The sequence below is a fragment of the Lutibacter holmesii genome (genome assembly GCF_042679665.1).
In the GTDB taxonomy this organism is placed as follows: Bacteria; Bacteroidota; Bacteroidia; order Flavobacteriales; family Flavobacteriaceae; genus Lutibacter; species Lutibacter holmesii.
Map to the genome: position 1 here is coordinate 235,695 of NZ_JBHTMV010000001.1, position 19,682 is coordinate 255,376.

Consider the following 19,682-nt stretch of genomic DNA (forward strand, 5'->3'; position numbering starts at 1 on the left):
AGAAAAGAAGATGATAAAGATCAGCTTATAGAAATAAAGTTTTTTTTAATTTTATAATAATTGAAAAAAAATTGCATTACATATGAAAACAATACTAGGTTTAGATCTAGGGACGACTTCTATTGGTTGGGCCTTAGTAAAAGAAGCTGAAAACGAAAGAGAACAATCAGAAATCATTAAATTAGGTGTTAGGGTAAATCCACTTACTACCGATGAACAAACTGACTTTGAAAAAGGAAGACCTTTATCTGTAAATGCAGATAGAACTTTAAAGAGGGGTGCACGAAGAAATTTACAACGCTTTAAACTTAGAAGGCAAAATCTTATTGAAATTCTTTTAAGAAATAATTTCATATCAGATGACACTCCATTAACAGAAGTTGGTGAAAACTCAACCTTTGAAACGTTAGCTCTTAGGTCTAAATCAGCTTCAGAAAAGATAGAACTAGATCAATTAAGTAAGGTCTTATTATCGATAAATAAAAAAAGAGGTTACAAAAGCAGTCGAAAAGCAAAGAATGAAGATGAAGGAAGTATAATTGATGGAATGGCTGTAGCTAAAGAGTTGTATGATAATAATTATACACCAGGACAATATGTATTAAACCTATTAAAATCCGAAAAAAAATATATCCCTGATTTTTATCGATCAGACTTACAAACTGAATTTGATATTATTTGGAACTTTCAAAAACAATTTTATCCTGAAATATTAATTGACTCCCTATATAAAGAAGTTAAAGAAAAAAATAAAGGTGCAACTTGGAAAATTTGTGAAGTACCATTTAATCTTGTTGGGCTTAAAAGAACAGGAAGTGCTAAAGAAAAACGTTTAGAACAATATAAATGGAGAGTTCAAGGGCTTTCAGAGCAATTACAATTAGAACATTTAATTATCGTTCTTCAAGATATAAATAACGATTTAAATAAATCAAGTGGGTATTTAGGTGCAATAAGTGATAGAAGTAAAGAGTTGTACTTTAACAAAGAAACTATTGGTGAGAATTTATACAATCAAATTAAAACCAACCCACATACCTCATTAAAAAATCAAGTCTTTTATCGTCAAGATTATTTAGATGAATTTGAACAAATTTGGGAAACTCAGGCAAAGTTCCACCCTAAACTAACTCTTGAATTAAAAGAAAAAATAAGGGATGTAATTATATTTTATCAACGTAAATTAAAATCCCAAAAAGGATTGATAAGTATTTGTCAATTTGAGAAAAGGAAAGTAGAAGTTTTAGTTGATAATATCAAAAAAATAAAAGAAGTTGGACCAAGAGTTATACCTAAATCTTCTTTATTATTTCAAGAATTTAAAATATGGCAAAACCTTAATAATTTAGAATTTAAAAACTCAAATTCTAAAACTATAATTAAAATAAAAGAGGTTGATGATGAAATAAGACAACGTTTGTTTGATGAACTTGATTTAAGAGGAGATTTAAAGTCAAAAGATATCTTAAATTTACTTAGTGTAGATTTTAATTTAGGTAAAATTTCTGAATGGAAATGTAATTTTGAGAAAATTGAAGGAAATACTACGAATAAAGCTCTTTATAATATTTACCAAGCGATTGTAGAAAATGAAGGTTATGGTTTTGATTGGAATAAGAAATCTGCTAAAGAAATAAAAGAAGAGTTAAAAGTAATATTTCCAGAGATTGGAATTGATTCAAGTATTTTAAATTTTGATGCAGCTATAAATGGTAATGATTTTGATCAACAAAGTTCTTATCAATTATGGCATTTATTGTATTCAGCAGAAGATGACAATAAAGTAAATGAAGAAGATAAAATTGTTTACGGTAATTCTAATGTTTCAATTAAAAAGAAATTATATTTAAAATATGGGTTTCAACCTAACTACGCTAGTCTATTAGCTAACATATCTTTACAACAAGATTATGGAAGTTTAAGTAGCAGAGCCATAAAAAAAATTCTTCCTTTTTTAAAAGAGGGGAATGAATTTTCTGTAGCTTGTGGTTATGCGAAATACAATCACTCCAATTCTTTAACATCTGAGGAATTAGCAACCCGGCCTCTAAAAGATAAATTAGAATTAATTCCTAAAAATAGTTTAAGAAATCCTGTTGTTGAGAAAATTTTAAACCAAATGGTTAATGTAATTAATCAAGTAATTGATACTTATGGCAAACCTGATGAAATTAGAATTGAGTTAGCTCGAGAACTGAAAAAATCAGCAAAAGAACGTGCTGAAGCAACTAAATATATTAATTCAGCAAAAAGTAAGCACGATGCTATCAGGAAATTATTACAAAGCGATTTTGGTATAAAAAATCCTACACGTAATGATCTTATTAGATACAAATTATATGAAGAGTTAAGTGAAAATGGGTATAAAACTCTTTTTACGAATACATATATTCCTAAAGAAAAATTGTTTTCAAAAGATATTGATATAGAACATATTATCCCAAAAGCAATTTTGTTTGATGATTCTTTTTCAAATAAAACACTAGCTTATAGAAAAGTGAATTTAGCAAAAGGAGATAGTACTGCCATTGATTTTATTAGGAGTAAATATCCTGCAGACCTAGAAGCTTATAAAGAGAGAGTAACTAGTTTATTGAAAGCTGATAAAATTTCAAAAGGAAAATATAAAAAGTTGCAAATGTCTAGGGCTGAACTTCCAGATGGGTTTATTGAAAGAGATTTACGTAATAGTCAATATATCTCAAAAAAATCGAAACAATTATTAGAAGAAGTATTTAGAACTGTAAATACTACTACAGGAAGTATTACTGATAAGTTACGTGATGATTGGGGCTTAATAAATGTAATGAAAGAATTAAACCTACCTAAATACAAAGCACTAGGTCTTACAGAGATGCAAGAGCGTAAAGAGGGTAAATTTATAGAGCAAATTAAAGATTGGACAAAAAGGAATGATCATAGACATCATGCTATGGATGCATTAACAGTAGCTTTTACCAGTTATAACCACGTACAATATTTAAATAATTTAAATACATTATACGGATTAAAAGATAGTGAAATAGAGCACAATAAAAGTAATTTAAAAGGTATTAAAGATAAAGTAACAAAAATTTATGAGTCTAAAAATGGCAGGAAAAAGAGATTATTTATACCTCCAATACCTAATTTTAGAACTGTTGCAAAAGATCATTTAGAACAAGTATTAATTTCTTTTAAAGCCAAAAATAAGGTTGTTACTAAAAATAGCAATAAAATTAAAGTGAATAAGGGAGTTATTACTAAAGTACAATTAACACCTAGAGGTCAGCTGCATAAAGAAACTATCTACGGGAAATTGAACGAACCTATCGTAAAAATTGAAAAAGTATCTGCTAAGTTTGATAGGGCAAAAATTAAACAGGTTACAAAACCATTGTATAGAAAAGCCTTGTTAGAACGTTTAGAAGAATTTAATAACGACCCTAAAAAAGCCTTTGCGGGTAAAAATTCATTGGTTAAAAATCCTATTTATATAAATAGTGCAAAAACTGAAAAAATCCCAGAAATTGTTAAAACCAAATCCTTTGAAAGTAATTACACGATTAGAAAAGAAATAAATCCTGATAATTTTAAGGATATTAAGAGTTTGCAAAAGGTAATTGATGTTGGAGTTCGTAAAATATTAGAAAATCGTTTAATAGAGTATAATAATAAACCGAAAGAAGCATTTTCCAATTTAAATAAGAATCCAATATGGCTGAATAAAAACAAAACTATTGCCATAAAAAGAGTTACTATAAGTGGTGTTAAAAATGCAGAAGCGTTACATATTAAAAAAGATCACTTTGGGCAACCTTTACTAGATGAAAAAGGTAGCAAACAAGCCGTTGATTTTGTAAGTACTGGTAATAATCATCATGTCTCTATTTATAAAGATGAGAAAGGGAAATTACAAGAAAAAGTAGTTTCGTTTTATGAAGCTGTGACTAGAGTTAACGAAAACTTACCAATAATAGACAAACATTTTAACGAGGCTCTTGGATGGGAATTTTTATTCACCATGAAACAAAATGAAATGTTTGTATTTCCTTCAGAAGGTTTTAATCTAAATGAAATTGATTTATTGGATAAAAAAAATGCAAAATTAATTAGTAAACAGTTGTTTAGAGTTCAAAAATTTACAACAAAAGATTACTTTTTTAGACATCACTTAGAAACTACAGTTGAAAATAATAAAGAAACTATTGATATAGCTTGGGTTCGAACTGGATTATCAGGTTTAGAAGGAATAATTAAAGTCAGAACCAATCATTTAGGTCAAATAGTACAAGTTGGTGAATATTAATGAGTAAAAATGATAAAAAGAACCCTGTTTTTTACCAATCCCACTTATTTAAGTACCAAAAACAATCAATTGGTTGTTAGTTTTCCTGATTCAGCAAAAGAATCAAAGACTATTCCTATTGAAGATATTGGGATGTTGGTTTTGGAAAATCAACAAATTACCATAACCAATGGGGTATTGGCAAAATTAATACAAAACAAAGCTGCTATTATAAATTGCGATGCGTATCATTTGCCTATAGGTTTGTTGCAACCATTGGTGGGCCATAGTGAGCAAACCGAACGCATAAAACACCAATTAAACGCGAGTTTACCTTTAAAAAAGAGTTTATGGCAACAAACTATCGCTGCTAAAATTACCAATCAGGGCTATGTTTTAGAAGCGCTAGATATTCCTGCTCGTAAATTATTTAAATGGGCAAATGAAGTTAAAAGTGGAGATACCGAAAATCATGAGAGTAGAGCAGCCGTATATTATTGGAAACATTTTTTTGAATTAGATAATTTTACACGTAGCCAACATGGCAATGCACCTAATAATTTATTAAACTATGGCTATGCAATTTTAAGAGCAATTACAGCACGTGCGCTAATAAGTTCAGGAATGTTGCCTAGTGTAGGTATTTTTCATAAAAACAAATACAATGCCTATTGTTTGGCCGATGACATTATGGAGCCTTATAGGGTATTTGTAGATGTATTGGTTAATGATATAGTACAAAGTAAAGAAGATATCACAGAATTAAGTACAACCTTAAAAATGGAATTGTTAAGGTTGCCAACTATAGACGTATTTATAGATGGTAAAAATAGTCCACTAACAATTGCTATGAGTAGAACTACCACTAGTTTATATAAATGTTTTTTAGGCGAAAGTAGAAAAATATTATATCCTTTATATACATAGGTTGCACAATGGGTATTCTATGTTTAATTAATTATTATGGGACATTTCTCTAGATACAATCAATATAGAATTATGTGGGTTTTAGTGTTTTTTGATTTACCTACTGAAACAAAAAAGGAACGTAGCGCTGCATCAAGGTTTCGAAAGCAATTGCTTGATGATGGTTTTACAATGTTTCAATTTTCAATATATATGCGACATTGCCCTAGCAGAGAAAATGCAGACGTACATACAAAAAGAGTGAAAAGAAATTTACCCAAATTAGGAAAGGTTGGTATATTACAAATTACAGACAAGCAATTTGGAATGATGGAGTTGTTCCTGGCTCAAAAAGTTTCGGAAATTGAACAACCAACCCAGCAGTTAGAATTATTTTAGAATTTAAAAACGTACAAATAAATAAGAAGTTAATGTAAAAGTAGGAGTATATTTTAATTTCTAACAATCTACTTAACTCGCAGTATGTTAAATTGTTATAGTTAACTATACTGCGAATGCTAAGTAAAAATACAAATCTGAAAGCAATTCACAACTAAGCTTACTTCGTTTTTGTTTCCTGACCCACTGCGAATGCTAAGTAAAAATACAAATCTGAAAGCAATTCACAACATTGGTCAAACTCATTGCGCACGGTATGATACTGCGAATGCTAAGTAAAAATACAAATCTGAAAGCAATTCACAACATTGATTTTCAACATACTTTCTAATATCTTACTGCGAATGCTAAGTAAAAATACAAATCTGAAAGCAATTCACAACCGTTTTCCAATTCTATTAATATAGAAGAGACTGCGAATGCTAAGTAAAAATACAAATCTGAAAGCAATTCACAACTAGTTTATTGTCCATTCTAAGTAATTATCTACTGCGAATGCTAAGTAAAAATACAAATCTGAAAGCAATTCACAACTCCTGTTGTTAGATTTAATTTATAGGTATCACTGCGAATGCTAAGTAAAAATACAAATCTGAAAGCAATTCACAACTCCGTCATCCTTTACGTATCTTTCCGTATTACTGCGAATGCTAAGTAAAAATACAAATCTGAAAGCAATTCACAACGTTAATCTATGATTTCCCATTGCTGCAAAAACTGCGAATGCTAAGTAAAAATACAAATCTGAAAGCAATTCACAACGGCTTCCATTTCCGTTTGTTAATTCTATCAACTGCGAATGCTAAGTAAAAATACAAATCTGAAAGCAATTCACAACGTAAGTCGATGATTTCCCATTGCTGCAAAAACTGCGAATGCTAAGTAAAAATACAAATCTGAAAGCAATTCACAACTTCTGTTGATGCTTGGGTTGGTAAGTTGTAACTGCGAATGCTAAGTAAAAATACAAATCTGAAAGCAATTCACAACTAATTTACCCATTAACGCAGGATCTGATAAACTGCGAATGCTAAGTAAAAATACAAATCTGAAAGCAATTCACAACCGTGCTTCAGAATTTTATCCTTTGGAATTTACTGCGAATGCTAAGTAAAAATACAAATCTGAAAGCAATTCACAACGTATATGGTTTACACAATAATTAGCTATTTACTGCGAATGCTAAGTAAAAATACAAATCTGAAAGCAATTCACAACGCTATCTTCATAGCTTTGGTATGCTGCGCACTGCGAATGCTAAGTAAAAATACAAATCTGAAAGCAATTCACAACTTTCTATTCTTAATGTAAAGCTGTCAATTGACTGCGAATGCTAAGTAAAAATACAAATCTGAAAGCAATTCACAACTTGTACAAGTTGTTATTAATATTCGTGTAAACTGCGAATGCTAAGTAAAAATACAAATCTGAAAGCAATTCACAACCGTAATAAATTAGGTTTTGATTTTTTGCAACTGCGAATGCTAAGTAAAAATACAAATCTGAAAGCAATTCACAACCTTATGATAGATTTTAAAATAACTACCCGAACTGCGAATGCTAAGTAAAAATACAAATCTGAAAGCAATTCACAACAGGCTTTCCCATATCTCGGTGGTGGCTAATACTGCGAATGCTAAGTAAAAATACAAATCTGAAAGCAATTCACAACGTTACTGAGGGTATGACGTTAGAGCGTAAAACTGCGAATGCTAAGTAAAAATACAAATCTGAAAGCAATTCACAACCGTTCCTTGCACTAAATTAAAAGACGGTGAACTGCGAATGCTAAGTAAAAATACAAATCTGAAAGCAATTCACAACGGCAAGGTTTTACTTCTACCAACTCCGTTTACTGCGAATGCTAAGTAAAAATACAAATCTGAAAGCAATTCACAACATCTCCAGGTGTATATTATCCATTTATAGACTGCGAATGCTAAGTAAAAATACAAATCTGAAAGCAATTCACAACTCAGGTGTGCCGGTCTTGGCTCCTTCGGTGACTGCGAATGCTAAGTAAAAATACAAATCTGAAAGCAATTCACAACGGTTTACATTAAATGATGAGGGTCAAACAGACTGCGAATGCTAAGTAAAAATACAAATCTGAAAGCAATTCACAACTGGATATATCATAACTATAATTAAGGACAACTGCGAATGCTAAGTAAAAATACAAATCTGAAAGCAATTCACAACTCATTTTACCTTTTCCCGCTAGCGTTCCGAACTGCGAATGCTAAGTAAAAATACAAATCTGAAAGCAATTCACAACCCTTTACACTTCTGCCAACTACTGGTATAGACTGCGAATGCTAAGTAAAAATACAAATCTGAAAGCAATTCACAACTACAATATTTTTTGAAGGTTTACACGCAAACTGCGAATGCTAAGTAAAAATACAAATCTGAAAGCAATTCACAACCGGCTTAATTGTTATAAACTGTATTTTGGTACTGCGAATGCTAAGTAAAAATACAAATCTGAAAGCAATTCACAACATAAAATCTGTAAAGGAAACTTTAAAGTAAACTGCGAATGCTAAGTAAAAATACAAATCTGAAAGCAATTCACAACTGTGTTAATGTTGTTTTAGCTTTTTCGAGGACTGCGAATGCTAAGTAAAAATACAAATCTGAAAGCAATTCACAACGGTGTTAATTGCCCTATTAAAAACGAGTGTACTGCGAATGCTAAGTAAAAATACAAATCTGAAAGCAATTCACAACAATGGAGAGGAATTTTCATCAACGATTAATACTGCGAATGCTAAGTAAAAATACAAATCTGAAAGCAATTCACAACTGTATTCAATTAGCTTACAAAAATCATCCGACTGCGAATGCTAAGTAAAAATACAAATCTGAAAGCAATTCACAACCCATTGTTTTTCCTTAATTTTCATCTAATGACTGCGAATGCTAAGTAAAAATACAAATCTGAAAGCAATTCACAACACGTATTTTTCTTTTACTTCGTCGATTGTTACTGCGAATGCTAAGTAAAAATACAAATCTGAAAGCAATTCACAACTAGTGTTTTTCTTAAGTTTTTATTCTCTTACTGCGAATGCTAAGTAAAAATACAAATCTGAAAGCAATTCACAACTTCGTACGTTTCTTTTTCAATCTCAATACTACTGCGAATGCTAAGTAAAAATACAAATCTGAAAGCAATTCACAACTCTATTCTTGTTTTTAAAGTAATTTAGTTACTGCGAATGCTAAGTAAAAATACAAATCTGAAAGCAATTCACAACACAGCTTGTTTTATTCGTTTACCGGCAATAACTGCGAATGCTAAGTAAAAATACAAATCTGAAACCGAATTTATGAGGTTCAACGAAAACAATAACCAATAAAATGGTTTGAGTTAAAGCAATTCACAAAATAAGAAATAATAATCCCATTAAAAATCTCGGTATGGTGCATTTGTTATTTTAATTAAATTAAGCAGTTCCTTTTTTAAAATTTCAATATCTTCATCAGATTTAAATAATACGATTCTAATTTTTTTAATAGGATATTCAAATGTTTTATTAGGGTGCCTCTGTAAAATTAATCCACCAGTTATTGTTAGTAATTGATTTTCTTTTTCATCCTTGTCGATGCTTATTGTTAGGTTTTTAGGGTTTAATATAGAAGTTATTACTAACTCATTATCAACAATGCAATCAACTAATACATAAGGTCCTGAAGATCTATGGTGGTCTATGCTAATTTTATATTCTGTTGCTGAATCAAACTTTGATAATCCCCCATAGGTTAATTTGGAATTTATTATATTTAATACTTCTTTTTCATATTCAATTTTATTCATTGTGGTCAAGCTGATTATATTATCAGTTTCAAAGAATTCTTTTTTTCTTTCTATTTCTTCTAAATCTTTTATTTTTGATTCAAGAATATTTAAAATAATTGCTGATATAATTAATGGAGAGCCTAATAGTCCAACAAGCAATAATAATAATAGAGATTCAATTATTTCAGAATCAATTTTTTCGTTATATATTCCATACCCTTCTAAAATTGAGGGGTTAAGATATAAAATGTAAAAAATCAATAAAATATTTGTGATTAGACCTATTATGGGTGTTATTTCCTTTAGGGTATAGTATAAATTTGGATTTGTTTTCATCTTATTTGAATTTAACCTTTATTTTTCATGACAAATTCTTATGAAAAATTAAAATTTAGCTGTAAATCATTATATGGGTCAGAATCTTTATGTCACACATCAGTTAAGTTCTCTTTCCCAAATCGTAATATTTTACCATATTTTTAGCTACATCACAACAAAAACCTTCAGGATCTTCTGTTATTAAAGTTTCTAAATCATCGTCATAAAAGTAACAGAAATTCAATTCAGAACATTTAAAAACAAATAGTGTACTTGTTTTACTATAGCTATCTACACTTACACATGTTTGATTAGTGGAATCTCATCATCTTTAATTAGATTGCCGGTAATAACATATTTTAATATTAAGTCAATTGTTTTTCTATTCGCTGGGTTTGAAATTTGTTTTCTAATTAAATTTGAAGTCGATTTTTTAATTTTTAACACACTTTCTGATAGACCTAATTTTATAAACAAGTCTTTTTCATCTCTTATAATATCAATAATACGATTTGTAAGTATGTCATTTGTATCTTCTATTTGCTTTAATATATCACTCATTTTTATTATTTTAAATTATTACGAGTTTCTTTGTGACTAAAGAGTTATATTTTTATAATACAAAGTTTTTAATTCTAATTTTAAGTTTGGAAAACTCGTGCTCCAAAACATAAAATGATTGTAATATATCTTCACCATCTAAAAATCGTATTATTGAGACATCTTCAAATTCTATTTCTGTTCTCACTCCTTGATCATTTTCTTTAGTAGTTTCTATTTGATCTTGAGTATCATTTCAATTCAAATCTAATGCACTAAAAAGAAAAGAAGATACTTGGGTTAAACCACGTTTGATTAAATTATTTAAATGCCTCAATATTTCCTGAAATTTTATTTTTTTTAGTTAAAATGCAGCATCACGTTGTAAATTTACTGTGTTTTATTTCAGTATTTTGACACTAATTATTTTTAGAATAATATCAAGATTACCTTTTGTATTTATGTTTTAAAAAAATTTAACAAGAATAGATTTTAAATCTTCTATCGGGATGTCTAAAACAGAAACATCTAACAATATGATTTTCAAATTTTTATTTTAAATTATTATTTGGGTTGCGTTTTTCATATTAAATTAAAACAGTTAATAAGTAAATTTATCAACTCCTTAGAAGTAAAATCTATTTTTTTGATTCGTCCTTTAATTCAAAATCTTCGGTTACAGTATATGTTCCTTTAATACTTATAATATTACTAACAGTGTTTTATTATACGTATTTAATTCTAATTCAATAGTTATTTCTTTAATCGTATTTAATAATTCTTTATAAAAAAAAGGAGAAGTCTTTATATAACTTTTTAGTCATACTTTTCTTTAATTTAGTTTGCTCTTCAATTAAGAAACTATTTAATTCTTTTCTATATAAATAAAGTCAAAATGGCAATGAAATTTGTTTAAAACTAAAAGTACAATTATTATCTATAATCCATATTTCATCAAACCCAGACCTATGTTCAAAGTTGTTTGCCGTTTTGATACTAGTCCCATTTTTTGCAATATATAGGAGATGTAACGTTCACCTTTATTAATTAATGTAGAGCTGCCTGTTTCACTAATGAAAGAACTCCAAATTTCATCAAATATTCTCGTCGATAATTTTTAACTTCTTGTTCCAATAGGTTGTTTGAGCAATTAAAATCGTTTAATTTCCAACCATAGAAGTCTTCATCGTAGTATAATTCAACTTTATGTCCGTACTTTGCTAATGACAAAATACATCTTTAATAATCATATGTTTAATGTTTTAAATGAAATCGATGTTTTTAGATATCAATACTAATTTAAATCTTCGTAGCGTACATTTAGTTATTAATTTAAAAAGATACTATCAACTTTTTCAGTTTCCATATTAAATGATTCAATAAGCATAGCTTTTAAATCCTCTAAAGAAATATCCAAATTAGATGTATCTAATAAAACAAACTTATTGGTTTCCGTGTATGTTCCATTCATGCTATTAATACAAGATATATACGTATCATCTCTTTTAAATACTTCTAACTCAATTTCCATTTCTTGAAATTCCTCCAATAATAATTTATAAAATGTAGAAAAATCCTTGAATAGTTCTGGTGAAATATGTTTTTTAAGTTCTTTTTCTTCATATATCATAAATTTACAGTAATCTTTTTGGATTAAAATTTTATTGATAGGTAATTCAATCTTTCCAAAGTCAAACTCTGATTCATTATTCTCAATCCAGAATTGGTCAGAGTCAGGATAAAAGTAATCTGCTGTTTTAATACAAGACGAATCAGGTGTTAACAAATAAGAAGTATCTCCTTCACCGCGATCAATTAAATCAGAATCAAGAAATACATTATTTATTTCATCCATAATACTGTAATTAGCATCACAATCGCTAAATCTATCATAGGATGCGTTTGAATCTAAATCATTTATTTTATAGCCAAAAATTGCCTCTCTAATATTTTCTTTGAAATATATCTCGACATTTTGGTTATGAGCCACTAATGTTTGGAAAAACTCTTTTAGTTTCATAATATTTAATTTATTAATGCAACATCTTTGTATTGTACTGTTATTTTGTGATTCAATTCAAATGCAAACTTATAGTAAAATGGTAATAAGAAATGAGCTTATTAAAATTAAATAAAAATCCTTGCTTGTATACCATTTTCTACTTTTTATTTAAGCAAATAATTTAATTTAAATATATTCTAAAAAACTTGTCAAACCTACACTTAGTACTCCATAATGTTTAGCTAAGCCAAATCTTAATCTTCCATCAATAATATCTATAAAGTTTGGGTTAAAATTGAGTTTTTCAGGACTTGTTTTTTTTAAGTATTCAATTAATAATATTTGGTATTGCTCTATATAATCGTTATCCCAATTTTCGTAATTAGGAATCTCACGATTATTTTTTTCTCTAGCATTATTTAAAGCGCGTTTGGTCATGTTTTATTGATATTCAGGTAATACCTTTAATTGCTCTATGACTTGATCAATACGTTGACACAAAACTTCATTTTGCTCTTGTAATGCATTCGTATAAATTTCTCGGAGTATTTCTAACCTATCAGAACCAGGTAAGGTCCAAACGCCATATTCACTGATATAAAAGCGATGAGGATTCTTTGCCAAAATCTCGACCTTTTCAGCATCGGTTGCAAAAATATGATGCGCACCACGTATTGCAGGGTATTTAAGTAAGGCTATAAAATGGGTTTTTTGAATAGGTAGGTTATGGGTATCAGGAAGTATCAGAACATAAGGTGCCGTAATATGAAATGAAAAAGGAGCATCCTGGTGACTCCTATAATATTGAATCGTCATAAATTTGAAGTCCTTATCAAAACTGATCAACTGACAGTCCTTAGCTCCGGTTAAATCAAATTGCGTTTGTAAAGAAGGGTTTTCTTTGGTGCAAAGAAAACCTCTCTCTTTAAAACGATCTGTTTCTAAAATGTTGATGTAATTTTTCTGTAGACTTAAATTTCCTACAGTTAGTTTTTTTTCGCTAGTTGCGAAATTCAATTGAATGTTTCTTACAAGTGTTTGCATATTGTAACTATTTATTAAGTGATTAATAGGGTTACATCAAGCCAGAATAAGTGTGTAATTGTTCATCACATTTGAGCTATTGCTCCGCATCTCTGAAACCACCGTGTCGTAAACCTGATCGGTTGGTATCCTCTTTTAGGATTCTTGATGTATGTTGTTTATAATATTCTTGGGTCTATTTCTTTAGATTTTTCAAACATTTTTGTTTCATTGTGATATACAATAACAATTCTGTTTTGTTCCAGTTCATTCATTAAAGAAGTTACAAGTAACTCAATTTCAGATTTGAACTGTTTTTCTTCTAAAGGGAATTTTGGATAATTAATAAAATCTAATTTTAGATGAGGTTCTACTTGACCGCTTAAAATAAGGTCGCATTCAGAAATGCAAGCACTCAAATAAACCTTTCTTTCAGCAATTTGTTGCTGTTGAAATTTCTGAAGAATACCAACAAATTCTGATTTTTGATAAAACTGTTTAGAATAACCGAATTGCATACCAATAGTAACAGTTGCGGTAAAAGTGGGTTTCGTAATAATGTTCATGTTAATTAATGTTTTAATGGTAAAACATTCCGAAAACAAAAAAGCGATACATAAGTGGATATTAAAACATTTTTTTCCTTTGTAATGGCTCATTGTTAAAGCACCTTCGCTTGTTATTGCAGGTTGCTACTTCAATTAAGAAGTTCGTAATGATATTACAAAGTAAGTGTTTATAATTTAAATAAAAAAATTAAAATTTTTTTTTATTGTATAGGCTGTGAATAGGGTCCCACAGCATATAAAGGTGTATGGGGTAAAAAGAAAAATTGCCTAGAAAATTGGGTAGGGGTATTGTTTGAAAGTAAAAAGAACTAGAAATCTTCCAAAGATAATTTTTATATATATTTAAAAAAAGATTGTTTTTTGTTGAAGGGTATATTTTTTTAATTAAAAGATCAAGATGATGACAAATGTCACTAGATTCAATTATAGAGTTGGTTAAATTTATAAAAATAATAGACTATGAAAAAAACAATATTACTAGCGTTAGTGCTTATAGTTAGTGCTTGTTCAAAATCTGATGATACATCATCAGAGGATTCATCAACCATTTTTGGGGAATGGGAATTATATAGCATAGCTGAAGATGGATATGATGAATTAGAAGGTGAAAAAAAATTTCCAACAATCGAGTTTATTTCCCCTGATGCTTTTAGGCAATTATGGTATGATAACGATGACGGTACTGTTACAGATATTATTGGTACTTTCACATTAACAGGTGACATACTTACTTTAACTGAGACTTATTACAATGGAGAATCAGTTTCAAGATCTCCAGATCTATATGTTGATGTTAAAATAACAGAAAAGACTATAACTTGGGGTGATCGATATGATGATGGTTATGATTCGGGTTATGAAACATATCATTTAAGAAGATTAAATTAGCACGTTAGAATAAGTTACAATACATAAATCGTACATTTTTTAAATCAAAAAACCCTAACTTATTGATTACCAATAGTTAGGGTTTTGATTTTGCGGAGAAAGAGGGATTCGAACCCCCGGAGGTGTGACCCTCAACAGTTTTCAAGACTGCCGCATTCGACCACTCTGCCATTTCTCCTTTAGCGGTTGCAAATATATAATGTTTTTTTCTTTAGATAAAATATTTTTACACTTTTTTTTAATATTTTTTCTGTTACTTTTGAACCTCAAATAATTACATGGATTCTATATTAGAAATTATACTTTTAATTGCTGTTGGTTTTGTTGCCGGAGCAATAAATACATTAGCCGGTGGAGGCTCATTATTATCGTTACCGATTCTTATTTTTTTAGGTTTGCCGCCAAATGTGGCAAATGGTACCAATAGAATTGCAATTTTATTTCAAAATATATTTACAACTGCTGGTTTTAAAAGTAAAGGGGTAATCACTTTTCCGTTTAGTATTTATGTTGGAATTTCAGCATTAGTGGGTTCTCTTATTGGTGCACAAATTGCTGTAGATATTAAGGGGGAAACCTTTAATAAAATTTTAGCCATTATTATGGTGGTTATTGTGGTTTACATGATTTTAAAATCTAAGTATAAGCCGGTTCATGATATTGAAAAAACAACGGGTAAACATTTGTGGCTTAGTATCGTGTTGTTCTTTTTTGTTGGTGTTTATGGAGGTTTCATTCAAGCAGGTGTTGGTTTTATTATGTTACTTATTCTATCTTCTGTAAATAATATATCACTAGTAAAAAGTAATGCTATTAAAGTAACTGTTGCCTTAATTTACACGTTTGCTGCGGTTGCCGTATTTGCATATAACGATAAAATTGATTGGAAAGTTGGACTTATTTTAGCAGTTGGAAATGCAGTAGGAGGTTGGCTTGCAAGTAGATGGTCTGTTAAAAAGGGTGATGGTTTGGTTCAAAAGTTTTTAATTGTTATGATTGTAATTATGGCAATTAAATTATGGTTTTTTTAAACTTATTTCAAAGAACAAATCAACCTTCAATAAGATTCTTTTTTTTACATTTGTTGCTTAAATTTATGATATGGCTAATTCATTCGGAAAAATATTTACAATAACAACTTTTGGAGAATCTCATGGCGAAGCTATTGGTGGTGTAATTGATGGTTGTCCTGCAGGAGTAGAACTTGATTTAGAGTTTATTCAAAAAGAAATGGACAGGAGAAAACCTGGTCAGTCTAAAATTGTAACGCAACGTAAAGAACCAGATGCAGTACGTTTTTTATCTGGTATTTTTGAAGGTAAAACAACAGGAACTTCTATAGGGTTTATTATTGAAAATGTGCATCAACGTTCTAATGATTATTCACATATAAAGGACTCTTACAGACCTTCTCACGCAGATTATACTTATGATAAGAAATATGGAAATCGTGACTATAGAGGTGGTGGAAGGACTTCTGCAAGAGAGACTGCAAACTGGGTTGTTGGTGGTGCAGTTGCAAAGCAAGTAATTCCTGATATTAAAATAAACGCATATACGTCTTCAGTTGGTGATTTGTTTTTAGAAAAACCGTATCAAGATTTAGATTTTTCTGAAACAGAAAATAACATTGTTCGTTGTCCTGATGCTGAAGTAGCTAAGGAAATGATTGAAAAAATTGACACAATTAGAAAACAAGGTGATACTATTGGTGGAACCGTAACGTGTGTTATTCAAAATGTTCCTGTAGGTCTTGGTGAACCTATTTTTGATAAATTGCACGCGCAATTAGGAAAAGCAATGCTTTCTATTAATGCTGTAAAAGGTTTTGAATATGGAAGTGGTTTTTGTGGAGCAAAAATGAAAGGGAGTGAGCATAATGATATTTTTAATGAAGATGGAAGCACTAAATCAAATCTTTCTGGAGGTATTCAAGGTGGAATAAGTAATGGAATGGATATTTATTTTCGTGTAGCTTTTAAGCCAGTAGCTACAATTATGCAAGCACAACAAACAATTGATAAAGAAGGTAATATTGTTGAAATGCACGGTAAAGGACGTCACGATCCTTGTGTAGTGCCTAGAGCGGTACCTATTGTAGAAGCAATGGCAGCAATGGTGTTAACAGATTTTATGCTGTTGAATAAATAAGCAAACCTTATAAATAATTAAAAAGAGGTCATTTTGAATTTTTTCAAAATGACCTCTTTTTTTATATGTTTAAGAGTAAGAAAATTAAAGGAATTAAAATACCTAATGCAGTATAAATACCACCTCTTCCTTTTAGTCCTTTTTTACCTTTTACCATAAATAAAGATGTTATTGCAAACAGTATAAGTGCGCCTGCAAATATATCTGAAAACCAGGTCCAAAATCGGTTAGGATTGTAGTGTAAGTAGTTAACTTCATAAAAAATGGGTCTCCTTTTTAAATATTCAGCATATCCTTTTCCGTTGTTAGTATTCACAACAATAGATGAACCTCCTTTTAAAAATATTTTAAGCTTATGTTCACTTGGGTAATAATGTTTTTTATAATTCTCTCTATTGTCAACCTCATCTAGTAAAGTTAAAATATGTTCTTTAATAGAAGCTGTTTTTTCTAAATTTACAGCAGTTGTAAAGCGATTTATTTCAACGGAATAATTTGGGTTCCAATCACTCATATGATTTAAAGCAATTCCAGATAACCCGTAAATAAGGGTGGTTCCAATAAAAAAATAACCAATATCTCTATGAAGGATTCTACTCCATTTTCGCAATTGTTTCATTCAATTATTCTATGGTTGTATGTGAAACATATTGTAATGAATAATTAGAAATATGATCTGTAGAGTCGGCCTTCATTTGATCTCTGTATTGTTGAAGATGTTTCTTTTTACTGTTAAATTGTTCTTCGTTAGATTTTCCTTCAGAATGACTTTTAATATTGTCTTCTTCCATTTTTAATAAATAGGCTTCATCAATTCTTTCTTCTAATACAACTCCAGTTACAGTAATTTCACTACCCATTAAAGCTTCATCAAATCTTTCTTCTGAAAAAATATGTGCATCACCATCATCTGTAACTAAAAGAATTTTTTTACCTCCGTGTTTACAAACGTGATCTACAATTCCTTGAACTTTTATTTCTTTGCTTACAAAATCACCTGCTTTTGTATCAAATTCACCTAATGTTATTATTGGTGTTTCAACAATTTCTGCTGTTTCTAATTTTACAGAATTCTCTTCTTTCTTTGTATCAGTTTTACAAGAAAACATACATAAACTAATTGTAATTAGTACTAAAATTTTTTTCATGGTTGTATTTTTAATAATCAATTGAGTTAAAATATAGCTACTAAGTTAGTTGTGTTTTCAATTAAAAATAATGATTAATGTCAGTTATATTAAAATTGGTTAATTGTTGTGTTTTGATAGAATGAAAATTTCAACGTTTTTTTAGTTTTGAACAAAAAAAAGGGAGCATAAAGCTCCCTTTTATATTTATTTTGTAAATAATTACATAGGTGGTAAATCGCCATTTCCTTTGGTAGGTAAATTGCTATAACCCATTAAATATTCATCTACTTTTCTTGCAGCTTCTCTTCCTTCAGAAATAGCCCAAACAATTAAACTTTGTCCTCTACGCATATCACCAGCAGTAAATATTTTTGGAATATTAGTTTGGTATTCTACGGTAGTAGCTTTGTAATTGCTTCTAAAATCTGTTTCAATTCCTAATTGATCACTTAACGTAGCTTCTGGTCCTGTAAAACCTAAAGCTAATAGCGCTAAGTCACAAGGCCATTCTTTTTCACTACCTTCAATTTCAATTAATTGAGGTCTTTGACCAGGAACCATTTTCCATTCAACATTTACTGTTTTTAACGCTATTAAATCACCTTTTTCATTGGTAATAAATTCTTTGGTGTTAATTAACCAGTTTCTATCACAACCTTCTTTATGAGAAGAAGATGTTTTTAGCTTTAACGGCCAGTAAGGCCAAGGAGTTGAAGGGCTTCTTTGTCCTGGTGGTTTTGGCATAATTTCAAAGTTAGTCACAGATTTTGCACCGTGTCTGTTTGAAGTACCAACACAATCAGATCCTGTATCTCCACCACCAATAACAATTACGTGTTTGTCTGTAGCTAATACTTGGTCTTTTACTTCTTTTCCTAAAACAACTTTTGTTTGTTGTGTTAAAAAGTCCATTGCTTGCACAACACCTTTACTTTCAGACCCTTGAATAGGTAATCCTCTTTTTTGCGTTGCACCACCACATAAAACAATTGCTTTGAATTTTTTCAAATCTTCAATTGGGTAATTTACACCAACATTTGTATTTGTTTTAAATATGATTCCTTCTTTTTCAAGAATTGCAATTCGTCTATCAATAATTCCTTTTTCTAATTTAAAGTTTGGAATTCCGTAACGTAATAAACCTCCTAATTCATCATCTCTTTCAAAAACAGTTACCGTATGACCAGCTCTGTTTAATTGCTGTGCAGCAGCTAAACCTGCAGGTCCTGAACCTACTACAGCTATTTTCTTTCCGGTTCTTTTAGTAGGTATTTGAGGTACTATCCAACCTTCTTTAAATGCTCTTTCAACAATGTTTTTCTCAATGTTTTCAATTGAAATTGGTTCGTCAATGATACCTAATACACAAGCTTGCTCACAAGGAGCAGGGCATAAGCGACCTGTAAATTCAGGAAAGTTGTTTGTTGAATGTAGTATCCAAGATGCTTTTTTCCATTCGCCTTGGTGTACCATATGGTTAAAATCTGGAATTAAATTACCAAGTGGACAACCACTATGGCAAAAAGGAATTCCACAATCCATACATCGTGATCCTTGTTCTGTAATTTCAGCCTCGTTTAATGGTTGTGTAAACTCATTGTAATTAGTTACACGTTCTTTAACTGGCTTATATGTTTCGTCTTTTCTTTCGAATTCTTTAAATCCTGTTACTTTTCCCATATCT

At 29.7% G+C, this 19,682-nt stretch carries 17 protein-coding genes, 1 tRNA gene, 1 CRISPR repeat array and 2 riboswitches; of the genes, 6 read left to right on the forward strand and 12 right to left on the reverse strand.

Annotated elements, in window-relative coordinates; genetic code table 11:
• Positions 1-82: 82 nt before the first annotated feature.
• Genes cas9 through cas2 form a run of 3 tightly spaced genes read left to right on the forward strand, consistent with a single transcriptional unit; the run spans position 83 to position 5,572 of the window.
• The gene (gene cas9, locus ACFQ5N_RS01020; protein ID WP_386806985.1) at positions 83-4,288 is read left to right on the forward strand and encodes a type II CRISPR RNA-guided endonuclease Cas9; all 4,206 of its coding nucleotides are present in this window, start codon (positions 83-85) and stop codon (positions 4,286-4,288) included.
• Positions 4,289-4,297: 9 nt separating this feature from the next.
• Positions 4,298-5,194: a type II CRISPR-associated endonuclease Cas1 gene (gene cas1, locus ACFQ5N_RS01025; RefSeq protein WP_386806987.1), complete on the forward strand. Its 897-nt coding sequence runs from the start codon at positions 4,298-4,300 to the stop codon at positions 5,192-5,194.
• A 36-nt stretch (positions 5,195-5,230) separates the two neighbouring features.
• On the forward strand, positions 5,231-5,572 hold the full coding sequence (cas2, locus tag ACFQ5N_RS01030) for a CRISPR-associated endonuclease Cas2 (protein ID WP_386806988.1): 342 nt from the start codon (positions 5,231-5,233) through the stop codon (positions 5,570-5,572).
• 109 nt (positions 5,573-5,681) lie between these two features.
• Positions 5,682-8,911: direct repeats of the CRISPR family, unit length 46 nt; unit sequence ACTGCGAATGCTAAGTAAAAATACAAATCTGAAAGCAATTCACAAC.
• A 73-nt stretch (positions 8,912-8,984) separates the two neighbouring features.
• Here the strand turns inward: cas2 and ACFQ5N_RS01035 are convergent.
• From ACFQ5N_RS01035 to ACFQ5N_RS01070, 8 genes are all read right to left on the reverse strand, one after another.
• The gene (locus ACFQ5N_RS01035) at positions 8,985-9,713 is read right to left on the reverse strand and encodes a hypothetical protein (RefSeq protein WP_386806989.1); all 729 of its coding nucleotides are present in this window, start codon (positions 9,711-9,713) and stop codon (positions 8,985-8,987) included.
• A gap of 103 nt (positions 9,714-9,816) precedes the next feature.
• Entirely contained in the window at positions 9,817-9,939 is a 123-nt protein-coding gene (locus tag ACFQ5N_RS01040) for a hypothetical protein (protein WP_386806990.1), read from the reverse strand.
• A gap of 53 nt (positions 9,940-9,992) precedes the next feature.
• On the reverse strand, positions 9,993-10,256 hold the full coding sequence (locus ACFQ5N_RS01045) for a hypothetical protein (protein ID WP_386806991.1): 264 nt from the start codon (positions 10,254-10,256) through the stop codon (positions 9,993-9,995).
• A gap of 52 nt (positions 10,257-10,308) precedes the next feature.
• Positions 10,309-10,443: a hypothetical protein gene (locus ACFQ5N_RS01050; protein ID WP_386806992.1), complete on the reverse strand. Its 135-nt coding sequence runs from the start codon at positions 10,441-10,443 to the stop codon at positions 10,309-10,311.
• Between the two features lie 1,119 nt (positions 10,444-11,562).
• Complete coding sequence (locus ACFQ5N_RS01055) at positions 11,563-12,225, reverse strand: hypothetical protein (RefSeq protein ID WP_386806993.1); 663 nt, start codon at positions 12,223-12,225, stop codon at positions 11,563-11,565.
• Between the two features lie 198 nt (positions 12,226-12,423).
• Entirely contained in the window at positions 12,424-12,675 is a 252-nt protein-coding gene (locus ACFQ5N_RS01060) for a hypothetical protein (RefSeq protein WP_386806994.1), read from the reverse strand.
• A gap of 3 nt (positions 12,676-12,678) precedes the next feature.
• Positions 12,679-13,281: a hypothetical protein gene (locus ACFQ5N_RS01065; protein WP_386806996.1), complete on the reverse strand. Its 603-nt coding sequence runs from the start codon at positions 13,279-13,281 to the stop codon at positions 12,679-12,681.
• A 57-nt stretch (positions 13,282-13,338) separates the two neighbouring features.
• A riboswitch (SAM-I-IV-variant riboswitch) is annotated at positions 13,339-13,437 on the reverse strand.
• A gap of 2 nt (positions 13,438-13,439) precedes the next feature.
• On the reverse strand, positions 13,440-13,826 hold the full coding sequence (locus ACFQ5N_RS01070; RefSeq protein ID WP_386806998.1) for a hypothetical protein: 387 nt from the start codon (positions 13,824-13,826) through the stop codon (positions 13,440-13,442).
• A 60-nt stretch (positions 13,827-13,886) separates the two neighbouring features.
• A riboswitch (SAM-I-IV-variant riboswitch) is annotated at positions 13,887-13,984 on the reverse strand.
• Between the two features lie 304 nt (positions 13,985-14,288).
• Between ACFQ5N_RS01070 and ACFQ5N_RS01075 the strand changes: the two genes are divergently transcribed.
• On the forward strand, positions 14,289-14,717 hold the full coding sequence (locus ACFQ5N_RS01075) for a lipocalin-like domain-containing protein (RefSeq protein WP_386806999.1): 429 nt from the start codon (positions 14,289-14,291) through the stop codon (positions 14,715-14,717).
• 93 nt (positions 14,718-14,810) lie between these two features.
• Here the strand turns inward: ACFQ5N_RS01075 and ACFQ5N_RS01080 are convergent.
• Positions 14,811-14,895: transfer RNA gene (locus ACFQ5N_RS01080), tRNA-Ser, on the reverse strand.
• 100 nt (positions 14,896-14,995) lie between these two features.
• Here ACFQ5N_RS01080 and ACFQ5N_RS01085 point away from each other — a divergent pair.
• On the forward strand, positions 14,996-15,748 hold the full coding sequence (locus ACFQ5N_RS01085; protein WP_386807000.1) for a sulfite exporter TauE/SafE family protein: 753 nt from the start codon (positions 14,996-14,998) through the stop codon (positions 15,746-15,748).
• 70 nt (positions 15,749-15,818) lie between these two features.
• The gene (aroC, locus tag ACFQ5N_RS01090) at positions 15,819-16,868 is read left to right on the forward strand and encodes a chorismate synthase (RefSeq protein WP_386807001.1); all 1,050 of its coding nucleotides are present in this window, start codon (positions 15,819-15,821) and stop codon (positions 16,866-16,868) included.
• A gap of 61 nt (positions 16,869-16,929) precedes the next feature.
• On the opposite strand, the gene ACFQ5N_RS01095 is transcribed toward aroC, so the two are convergent.
• The 3 genes from ACFQ5N_RS01095 to ACFQ5N_RS01105 form a co-directional block, all read right to left on the reverse strand.
• The gene (locus ACFQ5N_RS01095) at positions 16,930-17,487 is read right to left on the reverse strand and encodes a PepSY-associated TM helix domain-containing protein (RefSeq protein ID WP_386807003.1); all 558 of its coding nucleotides are present in this window, start codon (positions 17,485-17,487) and stop codon (positions 16,930-16,932) included.
• A gap of 4 nt (positions 17,488-17,491) precedes the next feature.
• Entirely contained in the window at positions 17,492-18,016 is a 525-nt protein-coding gene (locus tag ACFQ5N_RS01100) for a hypothetical protein (RefSeq protein ID WP_386807004.1), read from the reverse strand.
• A gap of 201 nt (positions 18,017-18,217) precedes the next feature.
• Entirely contained in the window at positions 18,218-19,678 is a 1,461-nt protein-coding gene (locus tag ACFQ5N_RS01105) for a glutamate synthase subunit beta (protein ID WP_386807005.1), read from the reverse strand.
• Positions 19,679-19,682: the final 4 nt, after the last annotated feature.